The following is a 14713-nucleotide window of genomic DNA, read 5'->3' on the forward strand; positions in this document are numbered from 1 at the left end:
GCGGATCAGACGCTCAGCAGGAGGAACTCACGCTCCCAGGAGCTGATCACGCGCTTGAAATTCTCGTGCTCGGTGCGCTTCACGGCGACGTAGCCCTGCACGAACTTGTGGCCCAGGTATTCCTTGAGCACCGCGCACTCTTCCATCTGCGCCAGGGCGTCCTCGATGGTGATCGGCAGGCGCAGGTTGCGACGCTCGTACGCACGGCCTTGCACCGGGGCGCTCGGGTTGACCCCTTCGATCATGCCCAGGTAGCCGCACAGCAGGCTGGCGGCCAGCGCCAGGTACGGGTTGGCGTCGGCGCCGGGCAGGCGGTTTTCCACGCGCATGGCGGCAGGCGGGGCGGCCGGTACGCGCAGGCCCACGGTGCGGTTCTCTTCGCCCCACTCGACGTTCACCGGCGCGGAGGTGTCCGGCAGGAAGCGGCGGAAGGAGTTCACGTTCGGCGCGAACATCGGCAGCACCTTGGGGATGTACTTCTGCAGGCCGCCGATGAACTGCAGGAACAGCTGGCTCATGGAGCCGTCTTCGTTGGCGAAGATGTTCTTGCCGGTGGCGATGTCCATCACGCTCTGGTGGATGTGCATGGCGCTGCCGGGCTCGTCGGTGATCGGCTTGGCCATGAAGGTGGCGCTGACGTCGTGCTTGAGCGCCGCTTCGCGCATGGTGCGTTTGAACACGGTGATCTGGTCGGCGAGGCTCAGCGCGTCGCCGTGACGGAAGTTGATTTCCATCTGTGCCGGGCCGTCTTCGTGGATCAGGGTGTCCAGGTCCAGGCCCTGCAGTTCGCACCAGTCGTAGACGTCTTCGAACAGTGGGTCGAACTCGTTGGCGGCGTCGATGGAGAAGCTCTGGCGGCCGCTTTCCGGGCGGCCCGAACGGCCCACGGGGGCTTCCAGCGGGAAGTCCGGGTCGCTGCTGCGCTTGGTCAGGTAGAACTCCATTTCCGGCGCCACGACCGGGCTCCAGCCCTTGTCCGCGTACAGCTTCAGCACGCGCTTGAGGACGTTGCGCGGCGACAGTTCGATGGGGTTGCCGACCTTGTCGAAGGTGTCGTGGATGACCATCGCGGTCGGTTCCAGCGCCCAGGGCACCAGGTAGATGGCGTTCGGGTCGGGACGGCAGACCATGTCGATGTCGGCTTCGTCCAGCAGGTTGTAATAGATGTCGTCGTCGACGAAATCGCCGGTGACGGTTTGCAGCAGAACACTTTCGGGGAGACGCATGCCCCCCTCGCCGAGGAACTTGTTGGTGGGGGAAATCTTGCCGCGGGCGATGCCGGTCAGGTCGCTGACCACGCATTCCACTTCGGTGATTTTTTCTTGTTTCAGCCGTTGCTCCAGTTGCTCGGCGGGGGTGCTCATACAAGCCTCGAAAGGTTCAGGGATTCGGAAAGAAAAAGCGCCGCAGCCCGTGGCTGAAGGTCGCAGGGTTAGTTTCCGACGCGGAGGCGAGGCGGTTCTATCCACTTTCCGCACACATGCATCCAGACCATTCCCGGTCGCCCTGCAGCTGGACGGCACCGAAGACGCGTTCTACGGCCAGCCGAATGACGTCGTGAAGGTCAAGTAACCCTGCCCAAGTGCTGGCGGAGAAGAACCTCCGCCAGCCGCTCATGCCTCGTGCTCGGCTGCGGCCGAGCTTTTTCTGCCGGCTCGATCAGCTGCCGATTTCCATCATCCGCACGGCATCCCCCAGCCGCACCCACACCGAGCCCTGCCACTCCAGCAACCCCAGCTCGCGGCCCAGCGCCGGGGCAACGCGCCGGCGCGGCAAATGCGGATTGTGCTGCTGGGCGTCGCGCAGTGCGGGCAGCACGTCGTTGCTCAGCCACTGGCGCAGGCTGCGGTTTTCCGGGTGGTAGAAGTTCACCATCAGCAGCGCGTAGACGCCGCTGTCGCTGAGCAGCAGCTCCTCTTCGCATTCGCCGTGGCTGTTGAGCAGCAGCGCCGTGCGGTGCTGGTCGGCATCCAGCTTGTGCACGATGCGTTCGTTGATATGGCTGTTGGTCAGGCGCGCCAGGTCGCCGGCGACGAACCACGCCTGCTGCTCGATCAGCACGGCGCGCAGTTGCCGGTGGTGGCGGATGAAGACGGTGGGAATCAGGGCTGAATCGGAAGGGAAGGAAAGGGCAGGGTTCATGTTGTGCTCCTTGCATGCAATCAAGAAGCCGCCCCCCGGAAAAAGGGAGGCGGACCGTGCAGGGGTGGAAAACCGATGTCGCAACAACCGGCCGGGCCGAAGCCCGCCTTGCACGGTCCGCCATAGACAGCCAGAGCTCGTCGGGCAGTGAATGTCCGACGAGCTCTGCTATGACGTATTGCGACTGACAGGTTTCCACACCTGACCGCGGCAAATCCGCGGCGGGCGAAACCCTACGCATCGGGCTTGTAGGACCGCAACGCCATAGGCGAGTAGGAAGTTTCCCAAAGCCTGGCGTCTGTGGGAACGCAGCTTCTTTCTCGCCCCTACGGATGGCCGATTCAGGCTGCATGCCGGGGCCATTTCCAACGACAGCTATCGACCCATTGCAGCCGGCCACCCCTGATCGCTATTAGTAGGGCAAACCTTCCTCAATTGGTAAGGTCGGATCTCGGGACCATTCGTTCCAGGAGCCCAGGTAGAGGCGAACGTCCCTGATTCCTGCTTCTTCCAATGCCACAAAGGTATTTGAGGCACGTGCGCCCTTGAAGCAAAAGACCACCACAGGCGTATCGCGGCCGATTCCGACCGTAGCGCATTCCGCGAGAATCTCACTGGGTGACTTGAACATCGGCCCCTGAGCCGTCGGCTTCATCATCCGGTACCACTCCAGCCAGACCGACCCTGGAATTCTGCCCTTGCGCGGGCAGAAATCCTTGCCATAGGGTGACGAGCTTTCGCCTATCCATTCATCGACATCACGTACGTCAAGTTTGACGACATGGGGGTCGGCAACCACCCGCTTCATCTCGGCGAGATCGACAAAGAGGCTCCGCCCTCCTTCGCCAGAGGGGAACGTGGCAGGAGCCGGTGAGGAAGTTTCACTGGTGGCTGGGAAGTCCTGCATTGCGCCAGGCGTTGTAGCCGCCGTGCAGTATCCTGATCTTGTCGCGAGGGTAGCCGAGATAGCGGAGCAGCACGTAGCCGCGGCAAGACTGCCCAAAGCCGGTGGTCATGGACTGCTCATATACGAGCGCTGTTTCCCTGCCAGACAAACCGGCCTTTGCGAATGCTTGGGCGAATGTATCGCGCAATGCGACCAAGCCTTCCGGAGTGGTGGTCGCCAAGTAGGTAAATATTTCGTGGATGTTTACCGCGCCCGGTAGATGAGCCTCGGCGTAACTCGCGGCATCTCGGGTGTCGATGAGTACCATGGGCTCACGATTGATCATTGCCGCCAATTCGGACGGTGAAACGAGAACTCTGTTGTTCATGAAGCGCCTCACACAGCGGGACAGTGCCAGCCTAGGAAAGAAAAATTCCGTCATCCATCCGCCTTCTCTCTGAGGCGAAGTGGAAAATTTCAATGTGGGGCAACGAGCAAAGAGCTCATTGATGTGAATCAACTTCAGCAGCACAGCTTTATTCGTCGTACAGCTGTCCTTTACCGAATTGGCGCGGGGCGTAGACGTTCACGGACTCACGCAATCACCGCAGACGTTCATAGGCGCCGTAGACGAGGTAGATGCCCAGGCAACACACGAAGATGCCGAACAACAGGCGCAGGTGCGCCCCGCTGACATGGCTGGCGATGCGAGCACCAAGCCATGCTCCGAGGAACATGGTGATTGCGATTACTATCGCTGCCGTTACGTCCACGTTGCCATTGCGGTAGTACTCGAGCGCCGCGGCGAGGCCGATCGGAGGCAATAGCACGGCGAGCGAGGTTCCAGTGGCCATGTGCTGGGGAAAGCCCGCCCAGTAGATCAGCGCTGGCACGACGATCAGCCCGCCCCCGACGCCGAACAAACCTGCCGCCACTCCGCTGACGGTACCTATCACTACAAAAACCAGCCATGCAGGCATGGTCCTCTCCCTCTCGTGCGTGAAGGGATTCACCGGGGCGCCGCCTTACTAATCATTTCCGTGCGACAACCAGGCGGCGCGTCATAAATCTCCAGGCTCATGCCGTGCAGTCGCGCCACTGCCGACACCATGCTCAGTCCCAGCCTGTTTCCCGGTGTATTACGGCTCGCCTCGCCCCGGTAGAGGCGGCGGAAACCAGTGTCCAGTTTTTGCTTGGCCACGCCACCTAAATCTTTTGACAGGAAGCGCAGTGGCCTACACTGAAGTGGCCTAATGATTCTGGACACCCCGATAGGGCGTTAAGCTTCGCCCACAGCTGAGGTGTTCATGAGCAGAAGATCATTCAGTCCAGATTTCAAACTGGAAGCCGCCCGCTTGGTGGTGGATCAAGGCTATACGGTGCCGGCCGCCTGCAAGGCGATGGGGGTGGGGCCCACGGCGATGCGTCGCTGGGTGGCGCAGTTGCAACTGGAGCGTGGCGGCCAGACGCCTGCGCATAGCAAGGCGCTGACAGAGGATCAGCGGCGCATTCAGGAGTTGGAGGCGCAAGTCCGCCGCTTGGAGCGGGAGAAAGAGATTCTAAAAAAGGCTACCGCTCTCTTGATGTCGGACGCCCTCGACTAGTCAGGCTGGTCGAGGCATTGGGCGAGCAGTATTCGCGTACGGAACTGTGCCGGTTATTCCAGGTAAATCGCAGCAGTGTTTATGCGGCCCGAAAGCGGCAGGCACGCGTCTGCAGTCGACGAGAAGCGTTACGCCAGCGCGTGGTGGAACTGCATGCCCAGAGCCGCAGCGCGGCCGGTGCCCGAACGCTATCGGCCGCCTTGCGCAACGAGGGCTTTCCTGCAGGCCGTTACCTTGCCGCCCGGTTGATGAAAGAGGCCGGGCTCGTCAGTACACAACGCCGTAAACATCGCTACCGGGTTGCCAAGGAACACAGTGCCATCGCGGCCAATGAGCTGGCGCGCCGGTTCAATGTGAGCCGCCCCAACCAGGTGTGGTGCGGGGATGTGACGTACATCTGGGCCGGTGGCCGCTGGATCTACCTGGCCGCCGTGATGGATCTGTATGCACGTCGGATCGTCGGCTGGGCCATGTCCAACCGGCCCGACTCACAACTCACCGGGCGCGCTCTGCGGGTGGCCTACGAAGCCAGGGGCATGCCACAGCAACTGATGTTTCACTCCGACCAGGGCTGTCATTACACCAGCCTCGAATTTCGCCAAATGCTCTGGCGCTACGGCATTCGGCAAAGCATGAGCGGTCGAGGAAACTGCTGGGATAACGCGCCGATGGAGCGATTCTTCAGAAGCCTCAAGTCGGAATGGATACCGCCCTCCGGCTACGTCGATCAGCCCCAGGCGGAAGCCGACGTGCTGCGTTACGTCACCGACTACTACAACCACCAACGGCCACACAGTCACAACGATTACCAGACACCGGCACGGCGTGAAGAGCTGGCTGGATAGACCTAAACCAGTGTCCAGTTTTACTTGACCACTTCACACCGCACCTCCCCGGACCTGAGTGGGAATCCCCTTAAAGGTGCGCTAACTCCCCCCCTTGCCAGCGCCGTTTCCGCCGCCCGCTCCATTTCCGCCCTGTCCACCGCCTTTACCGGCCCCCGCTCCCTGACCACCTCCCATGCCGGGCCCCATGCCGCCTTTTCCGGGTTGAGGCGCATCGGGCAATGTCATGCCTTTCTCCTTGGCTCGCTTCTGCATCTCGGCATGATGCTGCTGGCGTATTTGCTCGCGTTCCTCGGCGGTCTTGGCGTTGCGCATCTTGTGCTGATACTCACTGCGCTCCTGCGGCGTCATGAGCTGACTGCCATAGATACGATCATGGGTCTGGGTCTGGGTTCGATCTTGCGTTTGATCCTGTTTCCTCTCCTGGTCTTCGGCAACGGCCATACAGGCGTAACCGGACACGAGTCCGGCAATCACAGAGGCTGCAATGATTCGGCGCATAACATTACCCTCCCACTGATTGGAGGTGAATTGACGTCTTTTGCATTGTGCTAATAGTCGTTCAGCACTAAACGGAACCAATTTTGAAGATGATGAGCGTCTTAGCCTTGCGCTAGGTCAATTTGCGTGCCGAACCCCGAGTCGCCGCCGATTGGCTGCTTCTGGCCGGGGTCGGCCCGTCGCGAGTGGCTGCAACCGACCCCAAGCGGCCGTACGAAAGCCGAGCGGATTCGCCGAATTCCTCGGCTGGCTGGAGCAGGAGCCGCTCGCCGTCCAGAGCGGCCCCTAGGCGCTAAGCTTCCTCCCTGCGCAAGCCCAGAGGAGGTGCACCATGGACACATTCACCGGCGGCTGCCTGTGCGGCGACGTCCGCATCCGCGCCACGGGCCGGCCTTACCGCGTCGGCCTTTGCCATTGCCTTGATTGCCGCAAGCACCACGGCGCGCTCTTCCATGCCTCGGCGGTCTTCCCGCAGGAGGCGGTGAGCATCGAGGGTGAGACGCGCGCCTACGACGGGCGGCACTTCTGTCCCCGTTGCGGCTCGCCGGTGTTTTCCCTCTCCGGCGACGAGGTCAACGTGAACCTCGGCGCGCTCGACGCCCCGGACCAGCTGACGCCGACCTACGAGCTCTGGACCATCCGCCGCGAGGCCTGGCTGCCGGCGTTCCCGCTCAAGCACCACTACGAGCGCGACCGCGAGGGCAGCAGCCGCTCCGAGGATTAGCTCAGGCCGTGCGCCTGCTGGTCGGCGTGGTACGAGGAACGCACCAGCGGACCGGAGGCGACGTTCTTGAAGCCCATCTTCTCGCCGGCTTCGGCGAACCAGGCGAAGGTATCCGGGTGGACGAAGCGCTGCACCGGCAGGTGGTTGCGCGAGGGCTGCAGGTACTGGCCGAGGGTCAGCATGTCGATGTCGTGCTCGCGCATGCGCTGCATGGTCTCGATGACTTCGTCGTCGGTCTCGCCCAGGCCGAGCATCAGGCCGGACTTGGTCGGCACGTGCGGAACCATTTGCTTGAACTTCTGCAGCAGGTCCAGCGACCACTCGAAATCCGAGCCCGGGCGCGAGGACTTGTACAGGCGCGGCACGGTTTCCATGTTGTGGTTGAACACGTCCGGCGGCTCTTTTGCGGTGATCTCCAGGGCGATGTCCATACGGCCGCGGTAGTCCGGCACCAGGGTTTCCAGCTGGATGCCGGGGGACAGCAGGCGGATTTCGCGCAGGCAGTCGGCGAAGTGCTGGGCGCCGCCGTCACGCAGGTCGTCGCGGTCCACCGAGGTGATCACCACGTACTTCAGGCGCAGGTCGGCGATGGCGATGGCGAGGTTCTTCGGCTCGTCCAGGTCCAGCGGCTTCGGCCGACCGTGGCCGACGTCGCAGAACGGGCAACGGCGGGTGCAGATGTCGCCCATGATCATGAAAGTCGCGGTGCCGCCGGAGAAGCACTCGCCCAGGTTCGGGCAGGAGGCCTCTTCGCAGACGCTGTGCAGCTTGTGCTTGCGCAGCAGCTGCTTGATGCGGTCGACCTCGGGGGAAACCGGGATGCGCACGCGAATCCAGTCGGGCTTCTTCGGCAGCTCGTCGGTGGGAATGATCTTCACCGGAATGCGCGCGACCTTCTCGGCGCCGCGCAGCTTCACGCCGACCTCGACCTTGGCGGCCGATTTCGTGGATTCCATGGTGGGTCCCTCTTTCTGTAGGAGCGAGCTTGCTCGCGAACGGACTCGGTAACGAGTTCGTCGGGCAAGCCGCTCAAGGATCGGTTGTTGAGTGAAGGCTCAACCGCGGTAGTAGCGCTGCGGCACGAAGGGCGTGCGCGCCACCTGCATGGGCACGCGCTTGCCGCGCACCAGCGCCCAGACCTCGGTGCCTATGGCGCTGAACTCGCTGGGCAGGTAGCCCAGGGCGAGCGGCGCGCCCAGGCTGGGGCCGAAGCCGCCGCTGCACACGCGGCCGATCACCTGGCCTTCGGCATCGACGATCTCCGCGCCTTCGCGCACCGGCATGCGCTCCTGCGGCAGCAGCCCGACGCGCTTGCGCGCCACGCCTTCGGCCTGCTGCGCCAGCACCCGCTCGGCGCCGGGGAAACCGCCGGCCCGCGCGCCACCGGCGCGGCGCTCCTTGGAGATGGCCCAGGCCAGCGCCGCTTCGATGGGCGTGGTCTGGGTGTTCATGTCGTGGCCGTAGAGGCACAGGCCGGCTTCCAGGCGCAGCGAGTCGCGCGCGCCGAGGCCGATGGGCTGCACGTCCGGATCGGCCAGCAGGGCGCGGGCCAGGGATTCGGCGTGCGCGACCGGCACGGAAATCTCGAAGCCGTCCTCGCCGGTGTAGCCGGAGCGGCTGATGTAGCAATCGGCGCCCAGCAGCGGCAGGCGGGTGAACTGCATGAAGGTCATCTGCGCGACCTGCGGGGCGAGGCGCGCGAGCACCTCGACGGCGGTCGGGCCTTGCAGGGCGAGGAGGGCGCGTTCCTCGAACAGCGGCTGGATTTCGCAGCGGGCGCCGATGTGCTTGCGCAGGTGCGCCAGGTCCTGCTTCTTGCAGGCCGCGTTGACCACCAGGAACAGGTGGTCGCCGGCGTTGGCCACCATCAGGTCGTCGAGGATGCCGCCCTCGGCGTCGGTGAACAGCGCGTAGCGCTGCTGGCCCGGCGCGAGGCCGAGGATGTCGACCGGCACCAGGCTTTCCAGGGCGTGGGCGGCGTCCTCGCCGCGCAGGATGATCTGGCCCATGTGTGAGACGTCGAAGAGGCCAGCCTTATCGCGGGTATGCAGGTGCTCCTTGAGCACGCCGAGGGGGTATTGCACCGGCATCTCGTAGCCGGCGAAGGGCACCATGCGCGCGCCCAGTTCAAGGTGCAGGGCGTGCAGCGGGGTTTGCGCGAGGATTTCGGTAGTCATGTCGGGCTCCGGTGGGGCTGTCAGTGGGCGCGCGGCCAGGTCAGCATTCGATGATGTTGACCGCCAGGCCGCCGCGCGCGGTTTCCTTGTATTTGCTCTTCATGTCGGCGCCGGTCTGGCGCATGGTGCGGATCACCTTGTCGAGCGAGATGAAGTGCTGGCCGTCGCCGCGCAGGGCCATGCGCGCGGCGTTGATGGCCTTCACCGCGCCCATGGCGTTGCGTTCGATGCAGGGCACCTGGACCAGGCCGCCGACCGGGTCGCAGGTCAGCCCGAGGTTGTGCTCCATGCCGATCTCGGCGGCGTTCTCGACCTGCTGCGGGGTGCCGCCGAGGACTTCGCAGAGCGCCCCGGCGGCCATCGAGCAGGCCACGCCGACCTCGCCCTGGCAGCCGACCTCTGCGCCGGAGATGGAGGCGTTCTCCTTGTAGAGGATGCCGATGGCGGCGGCGCACAGCAGGAAGCGCTCGACGCCGTCGTCGCTGGCGCCGGGCACGAAGCGGCTGTAGTAGTGCAGCACCGCCGGGACTATGCCGGCCGCGCCGTTGGTGGGCGCGGTCACCACGCGCCCGCCGGTGGCGTTCTCTTCGTTCACCGCCAGGGCGTAGAGGTTGACCCAGTCGAGCACGCTCAGGCTGTCACGCAGGTTGGCCTCGGGGCGCTCGCTGAGCTGGCGGTAGAGGCCGGCGGCGCGGCGCCGCACCTTGAGCCCGCCGGGCATGATGCCTTCCTTGCGGCAGCCGGCGCGCACGCAGTCCTGCATGACTTGCCAGATGCGCGCGAGGCCCGCGCTGGTTTCCCCGGCGCTGCGCCAGGCCAGCTCGTTTTCGCGCATCAGGTCGCTGACCGACAGGCCGTGGGTCAGGCACTGGTCGAGCAGCTCGCCGCCGGTGCGGAAGGGGAAGCGCAGCGGGGTGCGGTCGGAGACGATGCGGTCGTGCCCGGCCGCTTCCTCGTCGACCACGAAGCCGCCGCCCACCGAGTAGTACTCGCGGCTGCGGATCTGCAGGCCGGCCGCATCGAAGGCACGGAAGATCATGCCGTTGGGGTGGTAGGGCAGCGGCCGGCGGATCAGCGCCAGGTGCTCCTTCTCGACGAAGCCGACCAGGCGCTCGCCGCCCAGGCGCAGCTGGCCGCTGCGGCGGATTTCCTGCAGGCGCGGTTCGACGGCTTCGGTGTCGACGCTGTCGGGCAGCTCGCCCTCAAGGCCGAGCAGCACGGCCTTGTCGCTGCCATGGCCCTTGCCGGTGGCGCCCAGCGAGCCGTACAGCTCCACGCGCAAGCTGTGGGTGTTCGCCAGCAGGCCCTCGCGGCGCAGGCCATCGACGAAGCGCTCCGCCGCGCGCATCGGCCCGACCGTGTGCGAGCTGGATGGGCCGATACCGATCTTGAACAGGTCGAAGACGCTGAGTGACATGGAAAGGCTCCTGAAGTCTCGGATCGTGGTGCTCCTGATTTCTGGGCCCCCGCGTTCGCGAGGGTGACGCGGGAAAGCGAGTTTCAATCCCGTCACTCCCGCGAACGCGGGAGCCCAAAAACTTGTCGCCGGGCTGCTCTTCGTAGGAGCGAGCTTGCTCGCGAATTGCCCCGCAGCGGGGGTGGTTCGCGAGCAAGCTCGCTCCTACAGGTGTCAGGCCGGGTAGCTCAGCGGTAAACCGGGTAGTCGGCGCACAGGCCGGCGACCTGGGTGGCCACCTTGGCCTCGACGTCGGCGTCGCCCAGGTGGTCGAGCACGTCGCAGATCCAGCTCGCCAGCTCGCAGCACTGTTCTTCCTTCAAGCCACGGGTGGTCAGCGCCGGAGTGCCGATGCGGATGCCAGAAGTCACGAACGGGCTCTGCGGATCGTTGGGTACGGCGTTCTTGTTCACGGTGATGCCGACGCGGCCGAGGGCGGCGTCCGCTTCCTTACCGGTCAGGCCCTGCTTGACCAGGCTGATCAGCATCAGGTGGTTGTCGGTGCCGCCGGAAACCACGTCGTAGCCACGGTCGATGAACACGGCGGCCATGGCCTTGGCGTTCTTGATGACCTGCGCCTGGTAGTCCTTGAAGCCGGGCTCCAGCGCTTCCTTGAAGCACACCGCCTTGGCGGCGATCACGTGCATCAGCGGGCCGCCCTGGGCGCCGGGGAACACGGCGGAGTTGAGCTTCTTCTCGATCTCTTCGTTGCTGCGCGCCAGGATCAGGCCGCCGCGCGGGCCGCGCAGGGTCTTGTGGGTGGTGGTGGTGACCACGTCGGCGTAGGGCAGCGGGTTCGGGTACAGGCCGGCGGCGACCAGGCCGGCCACGTGGGCCATGTCGACGAACAGCAGCGCGCCAACCTTGTCGGCGATGGCGCGGAAGCGCGGGAAGTCGAGGGTCTTGGAGTAGGCGGAGAAGCCGGCGACGATCATCTTCGGCTTGTGCTCGACGGCCAGGCGCTCGACTTCGTCGTAGTCGATCAGCCCGGTCTTGGTGTCCAGGCCGTACTGCACGGCGTTGTACAGCTTGCCGGAGGACGACACTTTCGCGCCGTGGGTCAGGTGGCCGCCGTGGGCCAGGCTCATGCCGAGGATGGTGTCGCCGGCGTTCAGCAGAGCGAGGTAGACAGCCGAGTTGGCCGAGGAGCCAGAGTGCGGCTGGACGTTGGCGTAGTCGGCGCCGAACAGTTGCTTGGCGCGGTCGATGGCCAGCTGCTCGACTTTGTCGACGTGCTCGCAACCGCCGTAGTAGCGCTTGCCCGGATAGCCCTCGGCGTACTTGTTGGTCAGGCCGCTGCCCTGAGCCTGCATGACGCGCTTGCTGGTGTAGTTCTCCGAGGCGATCAGCTCCAGGTGGTCTTCCTGGCGGGCTTCCTCGTCGGCCAGCGCGGCGAAGAGTTCGTCGTCGTAGCCCTGGATCTGGTCATGCTTGCTGAACATGGGATTACCTCACGGATGTCGGGTGAGGCGCGCCCGGCCAACGCCGGGCGCGCCGTGCGGCTTCAGGCTTCCTGGTAGCTTTCCAGGGACGGGCAGGCGCAGATCAGGTTGCGGTCGCCGTGGACGTTGTCCACGCGGCCCACCGGCGGCCAGTACTTGCCGTCCACCAGGCTGGCGACCGGGAACACCGCCAGCTCGCGGCTGTACGGGTGCGACCACTCGCCGACCAGCTCCGCCGCGGTGTGCGGGGCATTTTTCAGCGGGTTGTCATCGGCGTGCAGCTCGCCGCGTTCCACTGCGCGGATTTCCTCGCGGATGCGGATCATGGCGTCGCAGAAGCGGTCCAGCTCCTGCTGCGACTCGCTCTCGGTGGGCTCCACCATCAGGGTGCCGGCGACCGGGAAGGACATGGTCGGCGCATGGAAGCCGTAGTCGATCAGGCGCTTGGCCACGTCGTCGACGCTGATGCCGCTGGACTCCTTGAGCGGGCGCAGGTCGAGGATGCATTCGTGGGCCACCAGGCCGTTCTCGCCGGTGTAGAGGATCGGGTAGTGCTCCTCCAGGCGTCGGGCCACGTAGTTGGCGTTGAGGATCGCCATCTGCGAGGCGCGGCGCAGGCCGGCGCCGCCCATCATGCGGATGTACATCCAGGTGATCGGCAGGATGCTGGCGCTGCCAAACGGTGCGGCGCTCACCGCGCCGACCTTGCGTTCCAGCTGTTCGCCATGGTCCGGCAGGAAGGGCGCGAGGTGCGCCTTCACGCCGATCGGGCCGACACCCGGGCCGCCACCGCCGTGGGGGATGCAGAAGGTCTTGTGCAGGTTCAGGTGGGACACGTCGCCGCCGAACTTGCCCGGCGCGCAGAGGCCGACCATCGCATTCATGTTGGCGCCGTCGATGTACACCTGGCCGCCGTTGTCGTGGACGATGGCGCAGATCTCGCGGATGCCTTCCTCGAACACGCCGTGGGTCGAGGGGTAGGTGATCATGATCGCCGCCAGGCGCTCGCGGTGTTCCTCGGCCTTGGCGCGCAGGTCGTCGATATCGACGTTGCCCTTGGCGTCGCAGGCGGTGACCACCACGCGCATGCCGGCCATCTGTGCGGTGGCCGGGTTGGTGCCGTGAGCGGAGGAGGGGATCAGGCAGACGTCGCGGTGAGCCTCGCCACGGCTGGCGTGGTAGGCGCGGATGGCCAACAGGCCGGCATATTCACCCTGGGAGCCGGCATTGGGCTGCAGCGACACGGCGTCGTAGCCGGTAGCGGCGCACAGCATGGCTTCCAGTTCGTCGGTCAGTTGCCGGTAGCCCTGGCTCTGCTCGGCGGGCGCGAACGGGTGCAGGTTGCCGAACTCCGCCCAGGTGACCGGGATCATCTCGCTGGCGGCGTTGAGCTTCATGGTGCAGGAGCCCAGCGGGATCATGCTGCGGTCCAGCGCCAGGTCCTTGTCCGCCAGCTTGCGCAGGTAGCGCATCAGCTCGGTTTCCGAGTGGTAGCGGTTGAACACTTCGTGCTGCAGGAAGGCCGACTGGCGCAGCAGGGCCGCAGGCAGGCGGCTGGCGGCGCAGGCGGCGAGGGTATCGAAGGCGAGCGGCGCGCCACCTTCGGCGAAGAGCGCCCAGAGCTGCTCGACGTCGGCCGGCGTGCTGGTCTCGTCGAGCGAGATGCCGACGCGCAGGGCATCGACTTCACGCAGGTTGATGCCGGCAGAGCGGGCCCGCGCATGCAGTTCGGCGACCTGCCGGCTGCTGCCGAGGATGAGTGTCAGGGTGTCGAAGAAGTGCTCCTGCTCCACCGCCACGCCCAGCTTGGCCAGGCCCAGGGCGAGGGTGGCTGTCAGCCGGTGCACGCGCTCGGCGATGCCCTGCAGGCCCTGCGGGCCGTGGTAGACGGCGTACATGCTGGCGATGTTGGCGAGCAGCACCTGCGCGGTGCAGATGTTGCTGGTGGCCTTCTCGCGGCGGATGTGCTGCTCGCGGGTCTGCATGGCCAGGCGCAGCGCGCGCTTGCCGAAGCGGTCGATGGAGACGCCGACCAGGCGGCCGGGCATGTCGCGCTTGAAGGCGTCGCGGGTGGCGAAGTAGGCCGCGTGCGGGCCGCCGAAGCCCAGCGGCACGCCGAAGCGCTGGGCGCTGCCGAGGACCACGTCGGCGCCGAATTCGCCGGGCGGGGTCAGAAGGGTCAGGGCCAGCAGGTCGGCAGCCACCGCCACCAGGGCGCCGGCGGCGTGGAAGCCGTCGATCTGCGCGCGGTAGTCGAACACGTCGCCGTTGCTCGCCGGGTACTGCAGCAGGGCGCCGAAGTAGGGGCTGAAGTCGCGCAGTTCGGCTTCGTCGCCGATCACCACTTCGATGCCCAGCGGCTCGGCGCGGGTGCGCAGCACGGCGAGGGTCTGCGGGTGGCAATGGACGGAGGCGAAGAAGGCCTGGGCCGCCTTGTTCTTCGCCAGGCGTTTGCAGAAGGTCATGGCCTCGGCGGCGGCGGTCGCCTCATCGAGCAGCGAGGCGTTGGCGATCTGCATGCCGGTCAGGTCGGCGACCAGGGTCTGGAAGTTCAGCAGGGCCTCCAGGCGGCCCTGGGAGATTTCCGGCTGGTACGGGGTGTAGGCGGTGTACCAGGCCGGATTCTCCAGCAGGTTGCGCAGGATCGGCGAGGGCGTGTGGCAGGGGTAGTAGCCCTGGCCGATGTGGTCGCGCAGCAGCTGGTTGCGCCGGGCGATGGCCTGGATCTCGGCCAGCGCCTGGGCTTCGCTCAGCCCTTCGGCGCCGTCCAGCACGCTGGTGCCCTTGATGCTTTCGGGGATCACGCTGGCGGTTAGCGCCTCGAGGTCCGCATAGCCGAGCAGTTCGAGCATGGCGCGGACGTCGCCTTCGCGCGGTCCGATGTGGCGGCCGACGAATTCGCCGGAGGTGCCCGGGGCACCGGTGTGCTTGGACAT

The 14713-nt window shown here is 65.6% G+C and carries 13 protein-coding genes; 2 read left to right on the forward strand and 11 right to left on the reverse strand.

The genetic code is table 11. The features are described from left to right. Nucleotides 1-5: 5 nt before the first annotated feature. The 5 genes from PKB_RS11430 to PKB_RS11445 all read right to left on the reverse strand — a co-directional run bounded on the left by PKB_RS11430 (nt 6) and on the right by PKB_RS11445 (nt 4008). The gene (locus PKB_RS11430; RefSeq protein ID WP_043251815.1) at nt 6-1364 is read right to left on the reverse strand and encodes a glutamine synthetase family protein; all 1359 of its coding nucleotides are present in this window, start codon (nt 1362-1364) and stop codon (nt 6-8) included. 295 nt (nt 1365-1659) lie between these two features. Next, nucleotides 1660-2142, reverse strand: a complete 483-nt coding sequence (locus tag PKB_RS11435) for a BRO-N domain-containing protein (RefSeq protein ID WP_043251817.1) — start codon at nt 2140-2142, stop codon at nt 1660-1662. Nucleotides 2143-2554: 412 nt separating this feature from the next. Continuing rightward, on the reverse strand, nt 2555-2950 hold the full coding sequence (locus PKB_RS29975) for a sulfurtransferase (RefSeq protein WP_197539251.1): 396 nt from the start codon (nt 2948-2950) through the stop codon (nt 2555-2557). 73 nt (nt 2951-3023) lie between these two features. Beyond that, complete coding sequence (locus tag PKB_RS29980; RefSeq protein ID WP_197539252.1) at nt 3024-3560, reverse strand: sulfurtransferase; 537 nt, start codon at nt 3558-3560, stop codon at nt 3024-3026. A gap of 70 nt (nt 3561-3630) precedes the next feature. Next, nucleotides 3631-4008, reverse strand: a complete 378-nt coding sequence (locus PKB_RS11445; protein ID WP_043251818.1) for a sulfite exporter TauE/SafE family protein — start codon at nt 4006-4008, stop codon at nt 3631-3633. Nucleotides 4009-4335: 327 nt separating this feature from the next. Here PKB_RS11445 and PKB_RS29085 point away from each other — a divergent pair. Continuing rightward, a protein-coding gene (locus PKB_RS29085; RefSeq protein WP_371365441.1) for an IS3 family transposase occupies nt 4336-5477 on the forward strand; the annotation gives its coding sequence in 2 pieces (ribosomal slippage) (nt 4336-4588 and nt 4588-5477; 1143 coding nt in all). Nucleotides 5478-5558: 81 nt separating this feature from the next. On the opposite strand, the gene PKB_RS11460 is transcribed toward PKB_RS29085, so the two are convergent. Continuing rightward, nucleotides 5559-5978: a hypothetical protein gene (locus PKB_RS11460; protein WP_043251821.1), complete on the reverse strand. Its 420-nt coding sequence runs from the start codon at nt 5976-5978 to the stop codon at nt 5559-5561. A 331-nt stretch (nt 5979-6309) separates the two neighbouring features. On the opposite strand from PKB_RS11460, the gene PKB_RS11465 reads away from it, so the two are divergent. Beyond that, complete coding sequence (locus tag PKB_RS11465; RefSeq protein WP_043251823.1) at nt 6310-6702, forward strand: GFA family protein; 393 nt, start codon at nt 6310-6312, stop codon at nt 6700-6702. Here the strand turns inward: PKB_RS11465 and lipA are convergent. The 5 genes from lipA to gcvP all read right to left on the reverse strand — a co-directional run bounded on the left by lipA (nt 6699) and on the right by gcvP (nt 14713). Further along, nucleotides 6699-7658 carry a lipoyl synthase gene (lipA, locus tag PKB_RS11470; RefSeq protein ID WP_043251826.1) on the reverse strand — a complete coding sequence of 320 codons (960 nt, stop codon included), beginning with the start codon at nt 7656-7658 and terminating at the stop codon, nt 6699-6701. The two genes, PKB_RS11465 and lipA, sit on opposite strands and share 4 nt — an antisense overlap. Before the next feature lie 99 nt (nt 7659-7757). Beyond that, nucleotides 7758-8879, reverse strand: coding sequence for a glycine cleavage system aminomethyltransferase GcvT (gcvT, locus tag PKB_RS11475; RefSeq protein WP_043251827.1), 1122 nt, complete (start codon nt 8877-8879; stop codon nt 7758-7760). A 40-nt stretch (nt 8880-8919) separates the two neighbouring features. Continuing rightward, nucleotides 8920-10296, reverse strand: a complete 1377-nt coding sequence (locus tag PKB_RS11480) for an L-serine ammonia-lyase (RefSeq protein WP_043251828.1) — start codon at nt 10294-10296, stop codon at nt 8920-8922. Between the two features lie 227 nt (nt 10297-10523). Next, complete coding sequence (gene glyA, locus PKB_RS11485) at nt 10524-11777, reverse strand: serine hydroxymethyltransferase (RefSeq protein ID WP_043251829.1); 1254 nt, start codon at nt 11775-11777, stop codon at nt 10524-10526. Nucleotides 11778-11839: 62 nt separating this feature from the next. Beyond that, the gene (gcvP, locus tag PKB_RS11490; RefSeq protein ID WP_043251830.1) at nt 11840-14713 is read right to left on the reverse strand and encodes an aminomethyl-transferring glycine dehydrogenase; all 2874 of its coding nucleotides are present in this window, start codon (nt 14711-14713) and stop codon (nt 11840-11842) included.

It is taken from the genome of Pseudomonas knackmussii B13 (assembly GCF_000689415.1).
Taxonomy (GTDB): Bacteria; Pseudomonadota; Gammaproteobacteria; order Pseudomonadales; family Pseudomonadaceae; genus Pseudomonas; species Pseudomonas knackmussii.

Bases quoted from the DNA above. Each gene is read 5' to 3' on its own strand.
- gcvP (WP_043251830.1), bottom strand. From the start codon at position 14,713: ATGTCCAAGCACACCGGTGCCCCGGGCACCTCCGGCGAATTCGTCGGC.
- gcvT (WP_043251827.1), bottom strand. From the start codon at position 8,879: ATGACTACCGAAATCCTCGCGCAAACCCCGCTGCACGCCCTGCACCTT.
- PKB_RS11435 (WP_043251817.1), bottom strand. From the start codon at position 2,142: ATGAACCCTGCCCTTTCCTTCCCTTCCGATTCAGCCCTGATTCCCACC.
- PKB_RS11465 (WP_043251823.1), top strand. From the start codon at position 6,310: ATGGACACATTCACCGGCGGCTGCCTGTGCGGCGACGTCCGCATCCGC.
- glyA (WP_043251829.1), bottom strand. From the start codon at position 11,777: ATGTTCAGCAAGCATGACCAGATCCAGGGCTACGACGACGAACTCTTC.
- PKB_RS11430 (WP_043251815.1), bottom strand. From the start codon at position 1,364: ATGAGCACCCCCGCCGAGCAACTGGAGCAACGGCTGAAACAAGAAAAA.
- lipA (WP_043251826.1), bottom strand. From the start codon at position 7,658: ATGGAATCCACGAAATCGGCCGCCAAGGTCGAGGTCGGCGTGAAGCTG.
- PKB_RS11460 (WP_043251821.1), bottom strand. From the start codon at position 5,978: ATGCGCCGAATCATTGCAGCCTCTGTGATTGCCGGACTCGTGTCCGGT.
- PKB_RS11480 (WP_043251828.1), bottom strand. From the start codon at position 10,296: ATGTCACTCAGCGTCTTCGACCTGTTCAAGATCGGTATCGGCCCATCC.
- PKB_RS29975 (WP_197539251.1), bottom strand. From the start codon at position 2,950: ATGAAGCGGGTGGTTGCCGACCCCCATGTCGTCAAACTTGACGTACGT.
- PKB_RS11445 (WP_043251818.1), bottom strand. From the start codon at position 4,008: ATGCCTGCATGGCTGGTTTTTGTAGTGATAGGTACCGTCAGCGGAGTG.